Raw genomic sequence first — 21308 nt, forward strand, 5'->3', positions numbered from 1 at the left:
GTTCAGCGCGTGGCGGCTGGTTGAACGATGTGGTGCGAGAGCTTATCGCGCGCCTGGCGCATGGCGCTGCGCACCTGCTCGGTGTCGAGGTCGAGCGCGTGGTGGTAGCGGTCAAGCACGTGGGTCAGCGCGGCGGGCTGGTCGGATTGGGCCAGCTCGGTCACGGCCACGATCTCGTTGGCACAGCTCGCCACCAGCTTGATCCAGCCGCTCGGCGTGCTCGGACTCAGGATGCGCCGGTCCAGCGGGATCGGCTTGATCCGCTGCCGCAGCGCGTCCTCCAGCCCCCACAGCCGCAGGAACGACAAGCACAAACCCGGCAGATCCACGCCCAGCACGGCCAGGGCCGCCGTGTCCTCCTCGACGGGCTGGCCGCTGCCGACATCCCCGGCGGTCTGCAGCCGATCGATCTGCTGCAGCTCTTCGGGGAAGTGGTAGGCGGCCAGCAGGCGGCCGAGGTGCTGGAGCTGGGCGGCGAGCAAGGCGGCTTCGGCATCCATGCCCGGCGGAGCGAGGTGTTCCGCCAGGTGGCCGGCCAGCAAGGCGCGGTGCATCGTGGTCTCGAACACGCGCGCAGCGGTCGGCTTGAGCATGCCCGGCCACGCTTTCATGCCCGCCGCCACCCGGCGCAGCCCGGCCGTGCCCATGAGCTGCAAGGCACGGTTCACCGTGAGCACCGGCTCGTCCAGCGTCACGGCGGCGGCGTCGGCGGCGTTCGCCGAGCGCAGCATGCCGAGGCTCAGCCCGATGTCTTCCAGCAACACATCCACCACGACATCGAGCCGCTGCTGTTCCATGGCCGCGATCTGCGTGACCCGGCTGGACAGCATCGGCCGCGCCGGCAGGTGGCCACCGCGCCGAATGCGCTCGGCCAGCATGTCGTCGAAACCCTCGCCGTCCTGCAACTGGGTCTGCTGCCAATGGGCCAGCACGCGCTCGAAACTGCGGGCGTGGACGAAGCGCCTCTGGGGGTGGAGGTCGGTGGCCCGGTTGATGATCAGGCGCAGCGAGACGGGCACAGGCTGTGGAACGTGGGTCGGCAGGCGCAGGTCGGCGACATGGATCCGGGCCAGCAGCGTGGGCATGTCCGGCTCGTCCAGGGGCGCACGGCCGAGCAGCCAGTGCTGGATCAGGAGTCCGCAGGCCGCGATCTCGCGGGACAGCAGCGTGCCCAGACCCAGGCCCGGTGCAGGTACCGGTGCCAACGCCATCCCCAGGCCACAGCCCCACAGGCGCAAGCGCCCCGCAGCATCGACCACCACCGTGTGCTGGCCGATGTCCCCGTGGAGCATGGCCGCCTCGTGGACATACGACAGCCCGTCGAGCAGGTCGTGTCCGCGGCGCACCAGATCGCCAAGTCCCAGCACAGTCGTGGCGGCAGGCCCAGCCTCCCCCTCCCCCGGTTCGGCGTCGCACACCACATACGGGAACCGGTCCACACACCCCACCTGGCGCACCGGCACCAGCCGGGGATGCACCAGCCGTGCCGCCCGTTGCGCATCCTCCACACAGCGTGCGCGCACGGCGGATGCCTGCACCGGCTGCGTCGAAGCCAGCAGGCGCACGACCTCGCCCGTGCGGTGGTCGCGGGCGAGCCAGGCGATGGTCAGCGAGCTGCGCCCGAGCAGGCGCAGCAGTCCGAAATCACCAAAGGTTCGCAGGACAGGCGCAGGGGCTGCAACGGCATCGGTCATGGTGTGGCGATCGAGAGTCAGAAGTCGAGGAATGCGAAAGCAACGAAAGCAGCATGGGCATCGCCCCCATTGGAGCTGCCGGCACCCAACGGTCAACGGCGAAAATACCCTGCATTTCCAAGGCGTCTCCGGTGGAGCCCCAGGGTGCAGACAGGCACTTGCTCGGGCGGCTCTGCACAGGGTCTGCCGGGTTCATGCCAAAATCGTCGCCATATCGCCACCGGCCGAAAATCTTTCGGCCTTTTCCCTTTCGACGGAACTCTCATGAGCAGCCACCTCATCGCCCACATCTCCGACAGCACGTTCGAGTCGGAAGTCATGAAATCCGACAAGCCCGTCCTGGTTGATTTCTGGGCCGAATGGTGCGGCCCCTGCAAGCAGATGGCCCCCAGTCTGGATGTGCTGGCCGAACAATTGGACGGCAAGCTCAAGGTCGTGAAACTGGACGTGGACAGCAACCAGCTCACCTCCAGCAAGTTCGGCATCCGCGGCATCCCGACGCTGATGCTGTTCAAGAACGGACTGCCCGTGGCGACCAAGGTCGGCGCCGTGGCCCTGATCCAGTTGAAGGCGTTTGTCGAATCTCATCTATAATTTGACCAGAGATGCCAGCCGCACTGTGCAGGCATCCCCGCAAATGCCACTGCGCGCCAGATGTCGCAGGAGATGCTCCACCAGCAGACCCTGAAGCGCGCGCAGCGTCGGCCACCCTACTCCCCGCGCTGACACCGATCAGACCTGCTTCCAGGGTCCGCACCCATGCATCTTTCCGAACTCAAGGCCCAACACATCTCGGCGCTCATCCAGATGGCCGAGGCGCTGGAGATCGAGTCCGCCAGCCGCCTGCGCAAGCAGGAGCTGATGTTCGCGATCATGAAAAAACGCGCCCGCCAGGGTGAGCAGATTTTCGGCGATGGCGTCCTGGAGGTCTTGCCCGACGGTTTCGGCTTTCTGCGCGCCCTGGACACGAGTTTTCTCGCCTCCACGGACGACATTTACCTGTCCCCGAGCCAGATCCGGCGCTTCAACCTCCACACCGGCGACATGATCGAAGGCGAAGTGCGCGTGCCGAAAGACGGCGAGCGTTACTTTGCCCTGGTCAAGGTGGACCGCGTCAACGAGCTGACGCCCGAGGAGAGCAAGAACAAGATCATGTTCGAGAACCTGACACCGCTCTTCCCCAAGGAGCAGTTCAGGATGGAACGTGACATCAAGGGTGAAGAAAACATCACCAGCCGCATCATCGACCTGATCGCGCCGATCGGCAAAGGCCAGCGCGCCCTGATCGTCTCGCCGCCCAAGAGCGGCAAGACGGTCATGATGCAGCACCTCGCCCACGCCCTGGTCGCCAACCACCCCGAGGTCCACCTCATCGTCCTGCTGGTCGATGAGCGTCCAGAGGAAGTGACCGAAATGCAGCGCACCGTGCGCGGTGAAGTCATCAGCTCGACCTTCGACGAGCCGGCTGCGCGCCACGTGCAGGTCGCCGAGATGGTGATCGAGCGCGCCAAGCGGCTGGTCGAACTCCGCAAGGACGTGATCATTCTGCTGGACTCCATCACCCGGCTGGCCCGCGCGTACAACAACGTGCTGCCTTCGTCCGGCAAGGTGCTGACCGGCGGTGTCGATGCGAACGCCCTCCAGCGCCCCAAGCGTTTCTTCGGCGCGGCCCGCAATGTCGAGGAAGGTGGCTCGCTCACCATCATCGGCACGGCGCTGGTCGATACCGGCAGCCGCATGGACGAGGTGATCTACGAGGAATTCAAGGGCACCGGCAACTGCGAGATCCATCTGGACCGCCGCATGGCCGAGAAGCGTGTCTACCCGTCGATCCTGCTCAACAAGTCCGGCACGCGCCGCGAGGAGTTGCTGCTCAAGCCGGAGATCCTGCAGAAGAGCTGGATCCTGCGCAAGCTGCTCTACCCGATGGACGAGATCGAGGCGATGGAGTTCATCCTCGGCAAGATGAAGGCCACGAAGAGCAACGTCGACTTCTTCGACATGATGCGGCGCGGCGGCTGAAGCGCAGGCCACGCACGCTATAATCTTCGTTTTCCGCTGTCGGAAAGTGCGTCTGCATGGTGCAGAGTGGCTCCCGGCACACAGCGAGGACTCCCCCATGAAAGACGGCATACACCCGAACTACCGCGACGTCTGTTTCGTCGATCTGTCCAACGGTTTCCAGTTCGTGACCCGCTCGTGCGCCCCCGGCCGCGAGAAGATCACGCTGGCAGACGGCCGCGAAATGCCGCTGTTCAAGCTGGAAACCACCAGCGAAACGCACCCGTTCTACACGGGTACGCAGAAGAGCATCGACAGCCTGGGCGGCCGTGTCGAGAAGTTCCGCAACAAGTTCAAGGTCGGCATCAAGAAGTAATCCAGCCCCCTGGAACCACGCACACCGCGTGCGCAAGAAAAGGCAGCCCGAGCTGCCTTTTTTTTCGCCTCTGCGCCGGCGCATACGGCGGCCATCTCCTTCTCCACTGCCTCTGCACCCGTGTCTGCACACTTTCCCAATCCAGCCCTTGTGACCCAGCGTGCCGTGCAGCGCCTGCCACGGCTGGCGTTGCTGCTGCTGTGTGCGGCGTATGTCTTGCCGGGCGTGTTCGGCCGTGACCCGTGGAAGAACGCCGATGTCACCGCATATGGCTACATGACCAGCCTGCTGCGTGGCGAGTCGTCCTGGCTGCGCCCAGCCACCGCGGATTGGGGCGGCAGCGAAGGCGGCGTCCTGCCGTACTGGATCGGTGCAACCTGCATGAAACTGCTGTCACCGTGGCTGGACCCGGCGCTCGCGGCACGTCTGCCGTTCGCGCTGCTGCTGACCGCCACGCTGGCCCTGGTCTGGTACGCCACGCTGCACCTCGCCCGCACCGAAGCCGCGCAACCCCTCGCGTTCGCCTTCGGTGGCCAGGCGCATCCTGTGGACTATGCCCGCGCCGTGGCAGACGGGGCACTGCTGGCATTGATGGCCAGTCTGGGTCTGCTCCAGCTCGGCCACGAGACCACGCCGGAGCTGGTCCAGCTTGCCGGCACCGCGCTGCTGCTGTATGCACTGGCCGCCATTCCCTACCGTCCCGGCCACAGCCGCGTGGCCGCCGTGGTCGCGCTCACCACGCTGGCCGCCAGCGGCGCCGCCACCACAGGTCTGTTGATGGGACTGGCGGGCAGCGTGGTCTGCTGGCGCTCCAGCTACGCGGCCTCGCGCCAGCTCGTGCCCTGGCTGCTGGGGGGATGCGCCGTCGCGGCCGGTGTCGGCACGCTGCTGGACGCCTGGGTGTGGCGGGTGGTGCCCATGGAAGAGGTGCTGGCGCTGCCGAAACTCATGGTCTGGTTCACCTGGCCGGTGTGGCCGCTGGCGGGCTGGACGCTGTGGCGCTGGCGCCGCCAGTTGCTCAAGCGCCATCTGGCGGTGCCGCTGGTGCTGGTGCTCGTGGCCTTGCTGGTGAGTGCGTCGATGGGGGCGTCCGACCGCGCGCTCATGCTGTCGCTGCCGGCGCTGGCCGTGCTGGGGGCGTTCGCGTTGCCAACCCTGCAGCGCAGCCTCAGTGCGGCCATCGACTGGTTCTCGGTGTTCTTCTTCACCCTGAGCGCACTGGTCATCTGGGTGATCTACATCGCCATGCACACCGGCGTTCCAGCACAACCCGCCGCCAACGTGGCACGTCTGGTGCCGGAGTTCGTGCCGCAGTTCAATCTGATGGCGCTGGGCATCGCGCTGGCAGGCACGGTCGCCTGGCTGGCCCTGGTGCGGTGGCGCACGGGACACCACCGCCATGCACTCTGGAAAAGCATGGTGCTGCCGGCCGGTGGCGTGGCGCTGAGCTGGCTGCTGCTGATGACGCTGTGGCTGCCGCTGCTCGACCATGCGCGCAGCTACCGCCCGCTGGTGCAGCGCCTGGCCACCCACCTGCCGCCCACCGGCTGTGTGGCGACGCAGAATGTCTCGCGCAGCCAGTTGGCGGCGCTGGAGGTGCATGGCACATGGCGCCTGTCGCTGGACCCGCGGGCCACCGACTGCCGCTGGCTGTTGATGGGCTACAAGGAACCCCGCAACCTCCCCGAGGCACAGCAGCAAACCCCCGAATTGCCGGGCTGGACGCTGGTCGCCCGTGAGCGACGCCCGGCCGACCGGGACGAAATCATGCTGATCTACCGGCGGCCCTGACCGTTGCGCAAGCGCACCCGCGCAGCCGGAAACGTGATGCGGAACACCGAACCCTTGCCCGGCTCGCTGTCCAGTTCCAGCTCGGCACCGTGGCGCTGGGCGACGTGCTTGACGATGGACAGGCCCAGTCCGGTGCCGCCCGTCTCGCGCGAACGGCTGCCATCGACGCGGTAGAAACGTTCGGTCAGGCGCGGCAGGTGTTCGCGGGCGATCCCGATGCCGCTGTCGCGCACCTCGAACGTGCCGCCCCCCGAAGGCCGCAGCGTCCAGGACACCGACACCCGCCCGCCTTCCGGCGTGTAGCGCACGGCGTTGCTGGTCAGATTGGTCAGTGCGGACAACAACTCGGAGCGGATGCCAGCGATGTCGGCCGCCTGCGCCCGCAGCGTGTCCTCGTCGGGGAACTGGATCAGGTGCCGGCCGCGCGAGAGTCCGCGCGCCTCCACCTCGACCTGCGCCAGCAGCTCCTGCGTCGAGATCCACTGGTCGGCCGAGGGCTGCGGACTGCCCTCCAGTTGGGCCAGTGTCAGCAGATCGGCCACGAGGGTCTGCATCCGGTGGGTCTGCTGGCCCATCAGGCCGAGCAGGCGCTGGCGCTCGGACCCGTCCAGCGGCAGGCTCGCCAGCGTTTCGACAAACCCGACCAGCACGGTCAGCGGCGTGCGGATCTCGTGCGACACATTGGCCACGAAGTCGCGCCGCATGGCCTCGGCCTGCAGGCGCTCGGTGACATCCTGTGTCAAGAGCAGGCGCTGGCCCTCGCCGTAGGCCCGCACCAGCAAGGACAGCGACAACCGCGACTGGTAGTGCGGCAGGCTGATGGCCTCGCTGCTCTCCCCGGCCTGCAAACCTGTCACGAACGCGGGGGACCGCACCAGGTTGGTGATGCGCTGGCCGAGGTCGCGCTGCGGGTCCAGCCCGAGGTGGACGGCACCGATCTGGTTCAGCCAGAGAATCTGCTCCTCGGCATCGAGCAGGATGACGCCATTGGGCGACGCCTCGATCGCCCGCAGGAACTCGCCCAGGCGCTGGCGCTCGGCCGCCAAGGCGCGTTCGCGCTGGCGCAGGGCGCGCTCGGTGCGGTAGGCCATCTCGCCCCAGAGCTGGCCATCGCGTGGAGCGTCGCCGTCGAGGTCACTGCGCAGCCAGGACACGAGCCGCCCCGCCCGGCGTGCGTCCCGCCAGCCGGCCAGCAGCACCCCCAGGAACGCCCCGACCCAAGTGCCGAGCACCGGCGCGTGCAGCCGCAGACCCACCAGACCACCCACCATCGCCAGCAGACTCATGAGCAGCAGCGTCGCGAACAAACGCCGCAGAACCAGGCTCATGGCGCGCCCTTGTGGGTGATGCGGTAGCCCATGCCCCGCACGGTCTCGATCCACTGCGCGCAATCCACCGGCTGCAGGGCCTCGCGCAGGCGCTTGATGTGGACATCGACGGTGCGCTCCTCGATGAACACATGGTCGCCCCAGACGCGGTCGAGCAACTGCGGACGGCTGTGGACATGCTCGGGGTGGGTCATCAGGTAATGCAGCAGCTTGAACTCGGTCGGCCCGAGGCGGCACTCGGTCGTGCCATGGTGGACACGGCGGGTGCTGGGGTCGAGCCGCAGGCCCGCCATCTCGATGACCGTGTCGCTCGCCATCGGTGCCCGCCGGCGCAGCACCGCGCGGATGCGCGCCAGCAACTCCCCCGGCGAAAACGGCTTGATCAGGTAGTCGTCCGCACCCGCGTCAAGACCGGCGATCTTGTCTTTTTCTTCGGCACGGGCGGTGAGCAGCAAGATGGGCAGCTCCCGCGAGCGCGGCGCCTGCCGCCAGCGCCGCGTCAGCTCCACACCGGTGGCGCCCGGCAGCATCCAGTCCAGCAGCACCAGATCGGGCAACACGGCGTCGAGGGCCGCTTGTGCCTGCTCGGCCGAGGCCGCGAGCACCGCCTCAAAGCCGGCGTGCCGCAGGTGGATCGCGATCAGCTCGGCAATCGCCGGCTCGTCCTCGACCACCAGCACCCGCACACGGACCATGTCACCGCACCATGTTGGCCACCGCATCGGGCGTGTTGTGCCGCACGTCGGTGCCCTTGACGATGTAGATGATCTGCTCGGCCAGGTTCTTGGCATGGTCGCCCACGCGCTCGATGGCCTTGGCGACGAACACCAGATCGATCGAGACCTCGATGGTGCGCGGGTCTTCCATCATGTAGGTGATGAGCTTGCGCAGCAGGCCGTCGAACTCGCGGTCGATCTCGTCGTCCTGGCGGATCACCTCCAGCGCCTGGTTCACGTCGAGGCGCGCGAAGGCGTCGAGTGCCTTGCGCAGCGAGGCCGTGGCCAGACTGGCTTCGACCGACACGTCCGACACCGGGAACCGCAGCCGGCCCAGCACGCCCGTCTGGATCAGCCCGCGCACCGTGCGCGCAATGCGGGCGGCCTCGTCACCGACGCGCTCCAGATTGCCGATGGTCTTGGAGATGGCAATCAGCAGGCGCAGGTCACGGGCCGTGGGCTGGCGCCGGGCGATGATGGTGGAGAGGTCGTGGTCGATCTCCATTTCCATCTGGTTCACGCGCTCTTCGGTGCGGATCACCTGGTCGGCAATCTCCCCGTCGAATTGCGTCAGCGCGAGCATGGCCTGCGCCACCTGGGATTCGACCATGCCGCCCATTTCGAGCACGCGCGTGGAGATGCCGCTCAACTCGGCGTCGAACTGGCTGGAGAGATGCTTGTCCATGATGAGAAAACTCCGGCGATGTAGGTGCCAACAGTGTGCCGTGCGGGCGTCAGCCGAATCGGCCGGTGATGTAGTCCTCGGTTTCCTTTTTCCGGGGCTTCATGAAAATATCAGACGTCGGACCAAATTCGATCAGATCACCCAGGTACATGTAGGCGGTGTAGTCCGAGCTGCGCGCGGCCTGCTGCATGTTGTGGGTGACGATGACCACCGTGTAATCGGATTTCAGCTCGTCGATCAACTCCTCGATCTTGCCGGTGGAGATGGGGTCGAGCGCCGAACACGGCTCATCGAGCAAGAGCACCTCGGGCTTGATCGCGATGCCGCGGGCGATGCACAGCCGCTGCTGCTGGCCACCCGACAAGCCGGAGCCGCTCTTGTCGAGCTTGTCCTTGACTTCGTTCCAGAGCGCAGCCTTCTTCAGCGCCCATTCGACCCGCTCGTCCATCTCGACCCGCGGCAGGTTCTCGAACAGCTTCACCCCGAAGGCGATGTTGTCGTAGATCGACATCGGGAACGGCGTCGGCTTCTGGAACACCATGCCGACGCGGGCGCGGATCAGCGAGATGTCTTCCTTGCTGGTCAGGATGTTCTGGCCATCGAGCAGGATTTCGCCCTCGGCGCGCTGCTCCGGGTACAGCTCGAACATGCGGTTGAAGGTGCGCAGCAGCGTGGACTTGCCGCAACCCGACGGCCCGATGAAGGCCGTGACCTTCTTTTCCGGGATGTCGAGGTGGATGTTCTTCAGCGCATGGAAATTGCCGTAATAGAAATTCAGGTTCCGCACGGCCACCTTGATCTTTTCGGCGGTCGGCGTGGCGACTTTGGCGTCCATCGGGGTGTCCTCGGTGTTCAGTGTTTGTTGCGCAGCAGGGTGCGCGCGACGACGTTCAGGGCCAGCACACCCACGGTGATCAGGAACACGCCCGCCCAGGCCAGCTTCTGCCAGTTCTCGTAAGGACTCATGGCGAACTTGTAGATCGTCACGGGCAGGCTGGCCATGGGTTCGTTCAGGTTGCTGGTCCAGAACTGGTTGGACAGCGCCGTGAACAGCAGCGGTGCGGTTTCACCGGAGATGCGCGCCACGGCCAGCAGCACACCGGTCATCACCCCGGCGCGGGCCGATTTCAGCGTGATCGACAGGATCACTTTCCACTTGGGCGTCCCCAGGGCATAGGCGGCTTCGCGCATCGCGTTCGGGATCAGGCTGAGCATGTTTTCGGTGGTGCGGATCACGACCGGAATCACGATCAGCGTCAGCGCCAGCACGCCCGCAAACCCGGAAAACGTCTTCAGCCGCGCGACCCAGACGCCATAGACGAACAGGCCGATCACGATCGACGGCGCCGACAGCAGGATGTCGTTGATGAAGCGCGTGGCCCGGCCGAGCCAGTTGGTCTGGCCGTACTCCGCGAGGTACACGCCAGCCATCACCCCGATGGGCGTGCCGATCAGCGTGGCCAGCCCGACCATGGTCAGCGAGCCGAAGATCGCATTGAGCAGGCCGCCAGTCTCGGCCTGCGGTGGCGGCGTCATTTCGGTGAACGTGGCCAGCGTCAGCCCGCCCAGTCCCATGCGGATGGTTTCCACCAGGATCCAGATGAGCCAGAACAGCCCGAAGGCCATCGCGGCCATGGACAGGGTCAGGGCGACGGTGTTGACACGCTTGCGGTGGCGGTGCATGGCCAGCCGGGAGGCATGCGACGCAGTGGTGGTGGCAGCGGGATGCATCAGCGTCCCTCGCTTTTCTTGAGTTGCGCCAGCAGCACCTTGGACAAGGACAGCACGACGAAGGTGATGAAGAACAGCACCAGCCCGAGGTAGATCAGCGACGCCTGGTGCAGGCCCTCGCCCGCTTCGGCGAACTCGTTGGCCAGCGCCGAGGTGATGCTGTTGGCCGCCTCGAACAGGGACACAGAGTTCAGTTGGTTCATGTTGCCGATCACGAACGTGACCGCCATCGTTTCCCCGAGCGCACGCCCGAGGCCGAGCATGATGCCGCCCACGGCACCGGTCTTGGTGTAGGGCATGACCACCTTCCACACCACTTCCCAGGTGGTCGCGCCGAGTCCGTAGGCCGACTCCTTGAGCATGGGCGGCGTCACCTCGAACACGTCGCGCATCACGGACGCGATGAAGGGAATGATCATGATCGCCAGGATGATGCTGGCCGACAGGATGCCAATGCCCACCGGCGGGCCGGACACCAGCTCGCTCAGCACCGGCACACCGGCAAACACCACCTGCAGCGGCTGCTGGACAAACTGCGCCAGGATCGGGCCGAACACCATCAGCCCCCACATGCCATAGACGATCGATGGCACGGCCGCCAGCAGCTCGACCGCAATCCCGAGCGGCCGCTTCAGCCACGCCGGGGACAATTCGGTCAGGAACACGGCGATGCCGAAACTCACCGGCACCGCGATCAGCAGCGCGATGAACGAGGTCATCAGCGTGCCGTAGATCATCACGAGACCGCCGTAGCGGTTTTCGACCGGATCCCAGTCGCTGCGCCACAGGAAGGACAGACCGTACTCGCGGATGGCCGGCATCGCGCCACCGACCAGCGAAACGAGGATGCCCGCCAGCAGTGCCAGCGTCAGCCAGGCGCACAACTGCGCCACGCAGGCGAACAGCGCGTCCGCCCACGGACGGCGAACAGCAGCGCGACGCCCCTCTGATCCAGATCTTTCAGCCATGTTCAATGTGGTTTCCAGCGAATGTGCCGGGAGTGTAGCGGCCATGGGTGCTCCTCAGGACAGGCGGACAAGGCAGTGCGCCCGCTGCGGGTCCACCGACCACCAGCGGGTACAGCAGGCCATCTGGTGCTTCGGTCCGGTGCCTTTATTTGTAGGCGATCGGCTTGCCGGAAGTGTCCTTGAGGTCGCCCCACTGCTTGCGCACGAGCGCCTTGAGCGTGTCCGGCAGCGCCACGTATTCGAGGTCGCTGGCCTGCTTGTCGCCGTTGGCGTAGGCCCACTCGAAGAACTTGAGCGAAGCCGAGGCTTGCGCCGGCTTGTCCTGCACCTTGTGCATCAGGATGAAGGTGGCCCCGGTCAGCGGCCAGGCGTCCTTGCCCGGCTGGTTGGTCAGCACCTGGTAGAAGGTCTTGGACCAGTCCGCACCAGCCGCTGCGGCCTTGAAGTTGGCGTCATCCGGCACCACAAAGTTGCCAGCGGCGTTCTTCAGCGCCACATGCGCCATCTTGTTCTGCTTGGCATAGGCGTATTCGACGTAGCCAATCGAATTTGGCAGGCGCTGCACGAAGGCGGAGACACCCTCGTTGCCCTTGCCACCCGCGCCCGTCGGCCAGTTCACGGCCGTGCCTTCACCGACCTTGGTTTTCCACTCGGCATTCACCTTCGACAGGTAGTTCGTGAAGAGGAAGCTGGTGCCCGAGCCATCCGCACGGCGCACCACGGCGATCGCCGCATCCGGCAGCGGCACGCCCGGATTCAGCGCCACGAGCGCAGGATCGCTCCACTTGGTGACTTTGCCGAGGAAGATGTCCGCCAGCAGCTCACCCGACAGCTTGATCTGACCCGGCTGGATGCCCTTGATGTTGACCACCGGCACCACACCACCAATGACGGTCGGGAATTGCACCAGACCGTCCTTGGCCAGTTCGTCGTCGTGCAGCGGGGCATCCGTGGCCCCGAAATCGACCGTCTTGCCCTTGATCTGCTTGACACCGGCGCCAGAGCCGACCGACTGGTAGTTGATGCGCGCACCGGTGGCCTTGTTGTAGGAATCGGCCCACTTGGCATAGACCGGCGCGGGGAACGAAGCACCGGCACCCGTGGCGTCCTGCGCTGCGGCGAGGCTGGCGGCGGCGGTCAGGGTCAAGGCCAGCATCGTCTGGCCGATCGTGCGAATGTTCATGTAGCTTCCTCTGGTACGGACCACGGCACGTTGCCGATGGGGGCGATCCTAGGGATGGATTGTGACAAATTCATGACGACGTTCAGGCCCGCCGACCGCCAGATGTGCGTCACGGAACCGTCACACAACCCAAGAAGAATGTGCAGTTCGTTGAACGAGGAGCTTGCATGAACAGACACAAACGTCTTTGGTTGTTGGCGATGGCCGGTGTGAGTGCCTGGACCTTGTCCGGCTGTGCCGCACTGGGCACGCCCCCTTCGATCGCGGCCACGCTGGCGTCCACGCCAGAGCTGTCCACGCTGTCGCGACTGGTGCAGCAAGCCGGTCTGACCGACGCCCTGAATGGCGAAGGCCCGCTCACCGTGTTCGCGCCATCGAACGAGGCATTCCAGTCGGTGCCGGCCAAGACCCTGGAGGCCCTGGGGCGTGACCCGGCGGGGCTGAAGGCACTGCTCTCCTACCATGTGGTGCCCGCGCGCTTGCCGGCGGCGGCCATCACCAATGGCAAGGTCACGTCGCTCGAAGGCTCGGCGCTGACCACCTCGCGCGCCGGAGAGTTCGTGACCATCGAGGAAGCACTGGTCACGCGCGCTGACATCGCAGCACGCAATGGCACCATCCACATCGTGGACCGCGTGCTGGTACCGCCGAAGCGTTGAACCGACAAGACTGAAACCCGTCGGAGCGCCACTGACTCGACACACAACCCGGCGGATCTGCCGGGTTGTTCATGGTCGGTCAGGCGGGATTCAGGCTTGGGCCACCAGATCGGCCAGTCGCTGCGCGCAGCGGCGTGCCACGTCGGCGTCTTGCGCCTCCACCATCACGCGCAGCAGGGGTTCCGTGCCCGACGCCCGGATCAGGACGCGGCCGGTGTCACCGAGTTCCGCGTTGATGCGTGCCTCCTCGGCGAACAGGGCCTGGTTGCTCTTCCAGTCCTGACCGGGCGCCAGCCGGATATTGAGCAGCGTCTGCGGGAACAGCTCGACCCCGTCCAGCAGCTCCGCCAGGGACTTGCAGGAACGCTGTTGCGCCTGCAGCACCTGCAGCGCGCTGACGATGCCGTCGCCCGTCGTGTGGCGGTCCAGTGCCAGCAGGTGGCCGGAGCCTTCGCCGCCAAGCTGCCAGCCGCGGCGGGACAGCTCTTCGAGGATGTAGCGGTCCCCCACCTTGGCGCGCACGAACTCGATGCCCTTGCGCTTGATCGCCACCTCGACGGCCATGTTGGTCATCAGCGTACCGACGACACCCGGCACGGTTTCGCCATGCGCCAGCCGATCGACCACCATCACGTAGAGCAGCTCATCGCCGTTGTAGAGGCGCCCGGCCCCATCGACGACCTGCAGCCGGTCGGCGTCACCGTCGAGGGCAATGCCGTAGTCGGCGCGGTGCAGCTTCACGGCATCGACCAGCGCCTGCGGTGACGTGGCGCCCACACCGTCGTTGATGTTGTAACCGTCCGGCTCGCAGCCGATGCGGATGACCTCGGCGCCCAGCTCGTGGAACACGTCCGGCGCGATGTGGTAGGCCGCCCCGTTGGCACCATCGACCACGATCTTGAGACCCTTGAGCGACAGATCGTTCGAGAACGTCGATTTGCAGAATTCGAGGTAGCGGCCCGGCGCATCGTTCAACCGGCGGGCGCGGCCGAGTGCGCTGGAGTCGGACCAGAGCGGTTCGGCGGCGAGTGCGGCCTCGACCTCCTCTTCCCAGGCGTCCGGCAGCTTTTCGCCGCGGGCCGAGAAGAACTTGATGCCGTTGTCGGCGTAGGGGTTGTGCGAGGCACTGATGACCACGCCCAGACTGAGCCGCAGCGCGCGGGTCAGGTAGGCAACGCCCGGCGTCGGCAGCGGGCCGGTCAGCATCACGTCCACGCCCGCCGAGTTCAGCCCGGCCTCCAGCGCCGACTCCAGCATGTAGCCGGAAATGCGGGTGTCCTTGCCGATCAGTACCACAGGACGCTCATGGGTCGCCCGCAGCACACGGCCGACGGCGTTGCCCAGCCGCAGCACGAAATCCGGCGTGATCGGATAGGTGCCGACTGCGCCGCGGATCCCGTCCGTCCCAAAATACTTTCTGCTCATGTCGATCCCGTCCCGTGAGGCAATTTCAGTTGAATCGCCGATGTTACCGAGGCTTGACGACATTTCCTTAATGCAGCACAGGGATGGGAAACACCCATCACAGCAAACCGGCGGCTCTCCACACTTTGAGCGCGTCAACCGTCGCGTCCACATCGTGGACACGAAGGATCCGTGCGCCGCAGTGGGCCGCTGCCAGCGCCGCTGCCACGCTGGCGCTGAGACGGTCCTGCGCACCCTTGCCCGTCACGGCGCCCAGCGAAGACTTGCGCGACCACCCTGCCAGCACCGAATAGCCTAGCGCCAACAGATCCCGCTGACCGCGCACCAGCGCAAAGTTGTCCTCCACGCGCTTGCCGAAACCGATGCCCGGATCCAGCACGATGCGGTCGCGATCGACCCCGAGCGCCACCAGGGCAGCCGCGCGCTCGGACAGGAAATCGCGCACCTCGGCGACGACATCGGCATGGCGCGGTGCTGCCTGCATCGTCTGCGGCACGCCCGACATGTGCATCAGGCAGATGCCGCACTGCGGATGACGGGCCACCACCTCCACCGCCCCCTCGGCCCCCAGCGCATGGATGTCGTTGACGATGTCGGCGCCCAGGTCCAGCGCCCGTTGCATGACCTCGGGCTTGCAGGTGTCGATCGACAGCGGAACGCCCAATGACATGGCGGCCCGCAGCACGGGCGCGATGCGCTGCCACTCCTGCGCCCACGGGATGGATTCGGCCCCAGGGCGGCTCGATTCACCTCCGATGTCCAGCAGATCCGCTCCTTGGCGCAGCAGAAGCTCGCCATGCGCCAGCGCCTCGGACGCACAGGAACGCCCGCCATCGAAGAACGAATCGGGCGTGACGTTGACGATGCCCATGACGCGCACGGTCTGCAGGTCGATCGCGAAGCGGGTGGTGGTCCACACTGGACCAGTGGACGTTGAGGCGGGTGAAGGCGGTGTCATCGTGGAATGCAAAACGGGGCTTTCGCCCCGTTTTTTCGGTGTGGATCGGTGTTCAGCTCAAGGTTCAGGTCAGGCCGGTGCTGTCGCGTTGCCGGAGCTGATGGACGGATTCGACGGCCCGCCCGGTGGCTTGTTCACCGACGGAACCCAGTCCTTCGGCGGCTTCGGCGGGCGACCATTCATGATGTCCTCGATCTGGTCCGCATCGATGGTTTCCCACTCCAGCAGCGCCTTGGCCATGACATGCATCTTGTCCTGGCTTTCCTCGATCAGGCGACGGGCCAGTGCGTACTGGTTGTCGATGATGCGGCGGATCTCGGAATCGACCTTCTGCATGGTCTGCTCGGACATGTTGGTGGTCTTGGTCACGGAGCGGCCCAAGAACACTTCGCCTTCGTTGTCCGCATACACCATCGGGCCGAGTGCATCCGTCATGCCGTAGCGCGTCACCATGTCGCGGGCGATCTGGGTCGCACGCTCGAAGTCGTTGCTGGCGCCAGTGGTCATCTGGTTCATGAACACCTCTTCCGCAATGCGACCCCCGAACAGCACGGAAATCGTGGACAACATGCGGTCCTTGTCCAGGCTGTAGCGATCGCCTTCGGGCAACTGCATCGTGACCCCCAGCGCACGGCCACGCGGGATGATCGTCACCTTGTGGACCGGATCGGTCTTGGGCAGCAGCCGTGCGACCAGCGCATGCCCCGCTTCATGGTAGGCGGTGTTGCGGCGCTCTTCCTCCGGCATGATCATCGACTTCCGCTCGGGGCCCATCATGATCTTGTCCTTGGCCTTCTCGAAGTCCACCATCTCCACCACCCGGCCATTGCGGCGGGCAGCGAACAGAGCGGCTTCGTTGACCAGGTTGGCCAGATCGGCGCCCGAGAAGCCAGGGGTGCCACGCGCGAGGATGTCGGCGCGGATGTCCTGCCCGATCGGGATCTTGCGCATGTGGACGTTGAGGATCTGCTCACGACCACGCACGTCCGGCAGCGTCACGTAGACCTGACGGTCGAAGCGACCCGGACGCAGCAGGGCCGGGTCCAGGATGTCCGGCCGGTTCGTGGCCGCCACGACGATCACGCCGAGGTTGGTCTCGAAGCCGTCCATCTCGACCAGCATCTGGTTGAGGGTCTGCTCGCGCTCGTCGTTGCCGCCGCCCAGGCCGGCACCACGGTGGCGACCGACGGCGTCGATTTCGTCGATGAAGATGATGCAGGGCGCATTCTTCTTGGCCTGCTCGAACATGTCACGCACACGGGCCGCGCCGACACCAACGAACATCTCCACGAAATCCGAACCGGAGATCGAGAAGAACGGCACCTTGGCTTCGCCCGCGATGGATTTCGCCAGCAGCGTCTTGCCGGTACCGGGAGGGCCGACCATCAGCACACCGCGGGGAATGCGGCCACCGAGCTTCTGGAACTTCTGGGGATCCTTGAGGAAGTCCACCAGCTCCTTGACCTCTTCCTTGGCCTCGTCGCAACCGGCCACGTCGGCGAACGTCACCGAGTTGTTGGTGTCGTCGAGCATCCGGGCACGGCTCTTGCCGAAGCTGAAGGCGCCGCCCTTGCCGCCGCCCTGCATCTGGCGCATGAAGTAGACCCACACGCCGATCAGCAGCAGCATCGGACCCCAGGACACCAGCAGGCTCGTCAGCAGCGACGGCTCGTCACGCGGCTTGACGCGGAACTTGATGCCGTTGTTGATGAGGTCGCCCACCAGCCCGCGGTCCAGGTAGGTGGCCGTGGTGCGGATCTTCTTGTCGTCGGTCGTCAGCGCCTCGATTTCGGCGCCGCCGGGATTTTCCTGCAGCACCACCTCGCGGATGCGCTTGGAGCGCACCTCTTCAAGGAACTCGGAGTACCCGATCTGGTTACCGGCCGTGGCCGTGCGGTCAAACTGCTTGAATACGGTGAACAGCACCAACGCTATCACCAGCCACACAGCTACTTTGGAGAACCATTGATTGTTCACCGCGGCTCCTTCTTAGATTCGAACACGCCCCGGGTCGGGGCCTTGCGTGCCGCTTGGTACGCACCTACGCGGTAGATGAGGACGATTCTAGTGCAGTCAACCCCCCGCCAAGCTGATGTTTGCGGGGCAACCCTCACCTTGAACAGGGCGTATGTGTACATGTGTACATTCACACCCGAACCCGACTTCGCCTCAACTTCGCTTGCCAGCGTTTTTCAGACCCAGGCCCACCAGAAAGGTTTCGGCCGATTTGTCACGAGACGCTTTGGGCTTGATGGGTTTGACCACCCGGAAATGGTCCTTGAACAACTGTACCAGTTGGCTATATCCACTCCCGTGGAACACCTTGCACACCAGCACCCCGTCCGGCCGCAGATGTGCCTGTGCAAAGTCGATGGCCAGCTCGATCAGGTGGGCGATGCGCGCAGAGTCCGACACCTCGATGCCCGACAGGTTCGGCGCCATGTCCGACACCACGACATCGACCGCACGCCCACCCAGCACGTCCACCAACTGCTGCAGCACGGCGTCTTCGCGGAAGTCCCCCTGGATGAAATGCACCCCCTCGATCGGCTCGAATTCGAGCAGGTCCAGCGCGATGATGGTCCCGTTGAGTTCGCCTGCCGCCGCGCCGCCCGTGCCCGCCTCTTTCGGCGCAAACCGTCGCCGCAGGTACTGGCTCCAGGCGCCAGGCACGGCCCCCAGGTCCACCACCACCTGCCCCGGCCGGAACAGGTGGAACGTCTCGTCGATTTCCTTGAGCTTGTAGGCGGCGCGGGCGCGGTAGCCGTCGCGTTTGGACTGCCGGACGTAGGGATCGGTCAGGTGCTCGTTGAGCCACGCCTTGTTGATCTTCTTGCTTTTACTGTCGATCTTCATTTTTCAATCCCAAACCTGACCCCAGCCCCAACCCCAACGATAATGGCGACATGGCTGCCATCCAATTGACCCCGGCCCAGCGCAAGGAACACCGCGCTGAGGCCCACCACCTCGACCCCGTCGTCATGATCGGGTCCGAAGGACTTACCCCTGCCGTTCTCAAGGAGATCGACTCTGCCCTCAATGCCCACGGACTGATCAAGGTCCGCGTCTTCAGCGACGACCGCGCAGCGCGTGAAGCCCTGCTGACGTCGCTGGCCGATGACCTGGAAGCTGCACCGATCCAGCACATCGGCAAACTGCTGGTGCTCTGGCGCCCGCTGCCCGCCAAGGAAGAACGTGCCCTCTCGGCCGACCGGCGTGCTGCGGCACCCCGCGTCGTCAAGCTGCTGACGTTCTCGAAAAGCGGCTCGCAGCGCGCCCAGGTCAAGAAGCTCACCATCTTCGGCAACCAGCGCCTGACCGTCGGCGGCATCGTCAAGCGGTCCAAGAAACGCCTCATCGGCACCAAGAAGCGCGCCCAGAGCAGCGAGTGACCGTCCCCGGAAGCGCCCGACCTGCGGCGCTTCCTTCTTCCCGCTGCTCAGTGCGCCCCGGCCCCGCGCCAGACCAGCGCCAGCAGCAGCAACCCCTTCAGCGCGAACAGGGCACTGGAGAATCCGTGCAGGGCGCCAAAACTCCACCGCCCCTGGCCTGCCCGTGCCGCTTCCATCATCGGCTGCAAGGCGAAGTAGCCCAGCACCGTGCAGAACAGCGCACCCAGCACCAGCAGCACATTCACCGACAGCACCGAGCCTTGACCGGCCTGCATCCGCAGCGCCGCCAGCCGCCGCTCGGCCAGGAACAGCACCACCGCCAACGCCAGCGCAGCAAGGGCCTCGATGCGGAACATGTGGCCCGCCAGCCGTCCGGCGTCGGCGCGCTCCAGCCCGGCAAACAGCACCGGCGCCGCCACCGCGGCCAGCGTCAGCACCAACCCCAGCCACACTGCGGCCACCAGCGTTCGCACCTGTCTCAGCATGGTCGTCATCCGGCTCAGGTGTAGCGGACTTCGATGACTTCATAGTTCTTGGCGCCGCCCGGTGCATTCACCACCGCGACATCCCCGGCTTCCTTGCCGATCAGCGCCCGCGCGATGGGCGAGCCGACCGAGATACGGCCGAACTTGATGTCCGCCTCGTCCTCGCCCACGATCTGGTAGGTCACGGCGTCGCCGGACTCTTCCTCTTCCAGATCCACGGTGGCGCCAAACACGACCCGGCCCCCTGCATTGAGCGTGCTCGGATCGATCACCTGCCCAACGGCCAGCTTGCTCTCGACCTCCAGGATGCGACCTTCAATGAAGCCCTGCTTGTCCTTGGCCGCTTCGTACTCGGCGTTCTCGGACAGATCGCCCTGCGCGCGTGCCTCGGAGATCGCATTGATCACCCAGGGACGCTCCACGGTCTTGAGCCGGTGCAGCTCGGCTTTGAGCAGCTCGGCGCCGCGCTTGGTCAACGGAATCGTGGCCATGGTTTCTCTAACTCTCTCGGTCGGTGGTCGATTGCAGGGACAAAAACGCGCCGCCGCCAGCTTCCCTGCGGAAGGCCGGCGGCGGCGGAACAGCGCGCGGAGTTTAGTTCAGTTCGGCGTGCAGCTCTTGCAGGGAGACCACCGTCAGGCCGTCCTGGTGCTTGAGTGCCTCGGTGGCCGCTTCGCAACCCGCCATCGTCGTGTAGTAGGTCACCCGGTTCGCCAGCGCGGCGGTGCGGATGTGGCGCGAATCGGCGATCGCCGTGCGCGTTTCGTCCACCGTCGTGAAGACGAGCTGGATGTCGCCGGACTTGATGATGTCGGCGATGTGCGGCCGGCCATCCTTGACCTTGTTGACGACCTTGACCGGGATGCCGGCGGCCGAGATGGCCCCCGCCGTGCCCTTGGTCGCCACGATGCCGAAGCCCAGCGCGTGCAGGTCACGGGCGATCGCCACCGCGCGGACATGGTCCTTGGTCTTGACCGAAATCATGACATTGCCACTGCGCGGCAAACGTGAACCCGCGCCAAGCTGGCTCTTGAGCATCGCCTCGGCGAAGGTCTTGCCCACGCCCATGACTTCGCCGGTCGAGCGCATTTCCGGGCTGAGGATCGGGTCCACGCCGGGGAACTTGTTGAACGGGAAGACGGCTTCCTTGACGCTGAAGTACGGCGGAATGACCTCATGCGGCACCTGGCCGTTCGGGTCTTTCTGGTCCGCCAGCAACTGCCCGGCCATGCAGCGCGCGGCGATCTTGGCCAGCGGCTGGCCGGTTGCCTTCGACACGAAAGGCACGGTGCGCGAAGCCCGCGGGTTGACTTCCAGCACGTAGACGGTGCAGGCATCCAGCCCGGCCGTCACGTCGCCCTGGATCGCGAACTGCACGTTCATCAGGCCGATCACCTTCAGCGCACGGGCCATCAGCGCGGTCTGGCGGCGCAGTTCGTCCTGCAGCACGCTGGAGAGCGTGTACGGCGGCAGCGAACAGGCCGAGTCGCCGGAATGGACGCCCGCCTGCTCGACGTGCTCCATGATCCCGCCGATCATCACCGCGCCGCTGGCGTCGGCGATGCAGTCCATGTCCACCTCGACGGCATCGTCCAGGAAGCGGTCCAGCAGCACCGGCGACTTGTCGGAGACGCGCACCGCTTCGCGCATGTAGCGTTCCAGGTCCTTGTCCCCGTGGACGATTTCCATCGCCCGGCCACCCAGCACGTAGCTCGGGCGCACCACCAGCGGATAGCCGATCTCGTTGGCCAGCGCCAGCGCCGCCTCTTCGGTGCGGGCGGTGCGGTTGGGCGGCTGCTTCAGGCCGACGGCGTGCAGCAGTTGCTGGAAACGCTCACGGTCTTCGGCGATGTCGATGCTGTCCGGGCTGGTGCCGATGATGGGCACGCCGTTGGCTTCCAGGTCCAGCGCCAGCT

The 21308-nt window shown here is 65.8% G+C and carries 21 protein-coding genes; 6 read left to right on the plus strand and 15 right to left on the minus strand.

The features are described from left to right. Positions 1-2 precede the first annotated feature (2 nt). Positions 3-1694, minus strand: coding sequence for an HDOD domain-containing protein (locus QZW52_RS08105; protein ID WP_293997150.1), 1692 nt, complete (start codon positions 1692-1694; stop codon positions 3-5). A gap of 264 nt (positions 1695-1958) precedes the next feature. Between QZW52_RS08105 and trxA the strand changes: the two genes are divergently transcribed. The 4 genes from trxA to QZW52_RS08125 all read left to right on the plus strand — a co-directional run bounded on the left by trxA (position 1959) and on the right by QZW52_RS08125 (position 5862). Next, the gene (gene trxA / locus QZW52_RS08110) at positions 1959-2288 is read left to right on the plus strand and encodes a thioredoxin (RefSeq protein WP_293997151.1); all 330 of its coding nucleotides are present in this window, start codon (positions 1959-1961) and stop codon (positions 2286-2288) included. A gap of 165 nt (positions 2289-2453) precedes the next feature. Further along, positions 2454-3716 carry a transcription termination factor Rho gene (gene rho, locus QZW52_RS08115; RefSeq protein ID WP_293997152.1) on the plus strand — a complete coding sequence of 421 codons (1263 nt, stop codon included), beginning with the start codon at positions 2454-2456 and terminating at the stop codon, positions 3714-3716. Between the two features lie 97 nt (positions 3717-3813). Next, a complete protein-coding gene (locus QZW52_RS08120) occupies positions 3814-4071 on the plus strand; it encodes a type B 50S ribosomal protein L31 (RefSeq protein ID WP_293997154.1) in 258 nt (85 codons plus the stop codon). A 150-nt stretch (positions 4072-4221) separates the two neighbouring features. After that, positions 4222-5862, plus strand: coding sequence for a hypothetical protein (locus tag QZW52_RS08125; RefSeq protein WP_293997156.1), 1641 nt, complete (start codon positions 4222-4224; stop codon positions 5860-5862). Here QZW52_RS08125 and phoR read toward each other — a convergent pair. The 7 genes from phoR to pstS all read right to left on the minus strand — a co-directional run bounded on the left by phoR (position 5847) and on the right by pstS (position 12446). After that, on the minus strand, positions 5847-7190 hold the full coding sequence (gene phoR / locus QZW52_RS08130) for a phosphate regulon sensor histidine kinase PhoR (protein ID WP_293997158.1): 1344 nt from the start codon (positions 7188-7190) through the stop codon (positions 5847-5849). The two genes, QZW52_RS08125 and phoR, sit on opposite strands and share 16 nt — an antisense overlap. Further along, positions 7187-7885 carry a phosphate regulon transcriptional regulator PhoB gene (gene phoB / locus QZW52_RS08135; RefSeq protein WP_293997160.1) on the minus strand — a complete coding sequence of 233 codons (699 nt, stop codon included), beginning with the start codon at positions 7883-7885 and terminating at the stop codon, positions 7187-7189. The genes phoR and phoB overlap by 4 nt, the downstream gene beginning before the upstream one ends. 1 nt (position 7886) lies before the next feature. Next, a complete protein-coding gene (gene phoU / locus QZW52_RS08140) occupies positions 7887-8594 on the minus strand; it encodes a phosphate signaling complex protein PhoU (protein ID WP_293997188.1) in 708 nt (235 codons plus the stop codon). A gap of 46 nt (positions 8595-8640) precedes the next feature. Further along, entirely contained in the window at positions 8641-9426 is a 786-nt protein-coding gene (gene pstB / locus QZW52_RS08145) for a phosphate ABC transporter ATP-binding protein PstB (RefSeq protein ID WP_293997162.1), read from the minus strand. A gap of 17 nt (positions 9427-9443) precedes the next feature. Further along, positions 9444-10322, minus strand: a complete 879-nt coding sequence (gene pstA, locus QZW52_RS08150) for a phosphate ABC transporter permease PstA (protein WP_293997164.1) — start codon at positions 10320-10322, stop codon at positions 9444-9446. After that, on the minus strand, positions 10322-11290 hold the full coding sequence (gene pstC / locus QZW52_RS08155; protein ID WP_293997166.1) for a phosphate ABC transporter permease subunit PstC: 969 nt from the start codon (positions 11288-11290) through the stop codon (positions 10322-10324). Before pstC ends, pstA begins: the two co-directional genes overlap by 1 nt. A gap of 145 nt (positions 11291-11435) precedes the next feature. Further along, positions 11436-12446 carry a phosphate ABC transporter substrate-binding protein PstS gene (pstS, locus tag QZW52_RS08160; protein ID WP_293997190.1) on the minus strand — a complete coding sequence of 337 codons (1011 nt, stop codon included), beginning with the start codon at positions 12444-12446 and terminating at the stop codon, positions 11436-11438. Positions 12447-12640: 194 nt separating this feature from the next. Here pstS and QZW52_RS08165 point away from each other — a divergent pair, with 194 nt between their 5' ends. Beyond that, positions 12641-13132: a fasciclin domain-containing protein gene (locus QZW52_RS08165; RefSeq protein ID WP_293997168.1), complete on the plus strand. Its 492-nt coding sequence runs from the start codon at positions 12641-12643 to the stop codon at positions 13130-13132. Between the two features lie 90 nt (positions 13133-13222). On the opposite strand, the gene glmM is transcribed toward QZW52_RS08165, so the two are convergent. The 4 genes from glmM to QZW52_RS08185 form a co-directional block, all read right to left on the minus strand. Then, the gene (glmM, locus tag QZW52_RS08170; RefSeq protein WP_293997170.1) at positions 13223-14557 is read right to left on the minus strand and encodes a phosphoglucosamine mutase; all 1335 of its coding nucleotides are present in this window, start codon (positions 14555-14557) and stop codon (positions 13223-13225) included. Positions 14558-14654: 97 nt separating this feature from the next. Beyond that, on the minus strand, positions 14655-15428 hold the full coding sequence (gene folP, locus QZW52_RS08175; RefSeq protein WP_293997192.1) for a dihydropteroate synthase: 774 nt from the start codon (positions 15426-15428) through the stop codon (positions 14655-14657). A 156-nt stretch (positions 15429-15584) separates the two neighbouring features. Further along, positions 15585-17492, minus strand: coding sequence for an ATP-dependent zinc metalloprotease FtsH (gene ftsH / locus QZW52_RS08180; RefSeq protein WP_293997172.1), 1908 nt, complete (start codon positions 17490-17492; stop codon positions 15585-15587). A 192-nt stretch (positions 17493-17684) separates the two neighbouring features. Further along, positions 17685-18371 carry an RlmE family RNA methyltransferase gene (locus QZW52_RS08185; protein WP_293997175.1) on the minus strand — a complete coding sequence of 229 codons (687 nt, stop codon included), beginning with the start codon at positions 18369-18371 and terminating at the stop codon, positions 17685-17687. 50 nt (positions 18372-18421) lie between these two features. Between QZW52_RS08185 and QZW52_RS08190 the strand changes: the two genes are divergently transcribed. Beyond that, positions 18422-18907, plus strand: a complete 486-nt coding sequence (locus tag QZW52_RS08190) for a YhbY family RNA-binding protein (protein ID WP_293997178.1) — start codon at positions 18422-18424, stop codon at positions 18905-18907. 47 nt (positions 18908-18954) lie between these two features. On the opposite strand, the gene QZW52_RS08195 is transcribed toward QZW52_RS08190, so the two are convergent. The 3 genes from QZW52_RS08195 to QZW52_RS08205 form a co-directional block, all read right to left on the minus strand. Further along, complete coding sequence (locus tag QZW52_RS08195; protein ID WP_363226360.1) at positions 18955-19401, minus strand: DUF4149 domain-containing protein; 447 nt, start codon at positions 19399-19401, stop codon at positions 18955-18957. Between the two features lie 5 nt (positions 19402-19406). After that, positions 19407-19883: a transcription elongation factor GreA gene (greA, locus tag QZW52_RS08200; RefSeq protein ID WP_293997181.1), complete on the minus strand. Its 477-nt coding sequence runs from the start codon at positions 19881-19883 to the stop codon at positions 19407-19409. 103 nt (positions 19884-19986) lie between these two features. Beyond that, positions 19987-21308, minus strand: a 1322-nt coding sequence (locus QZW52_RS08205) for an ATP-binding protein (RefSeq protein WP_293997183.1), incomplete at its 5' end; no start/stop codon positions are given.

Source organism: Sphaerotilus sp., assembly GCF_013299175.1.
Classification (GTDB): domain Bacteria; phylum Pseudomonadota; class Gammaproteobacteria; order Burkholderiales; family Burkholderiaceae_C; genus Sphaerotilus.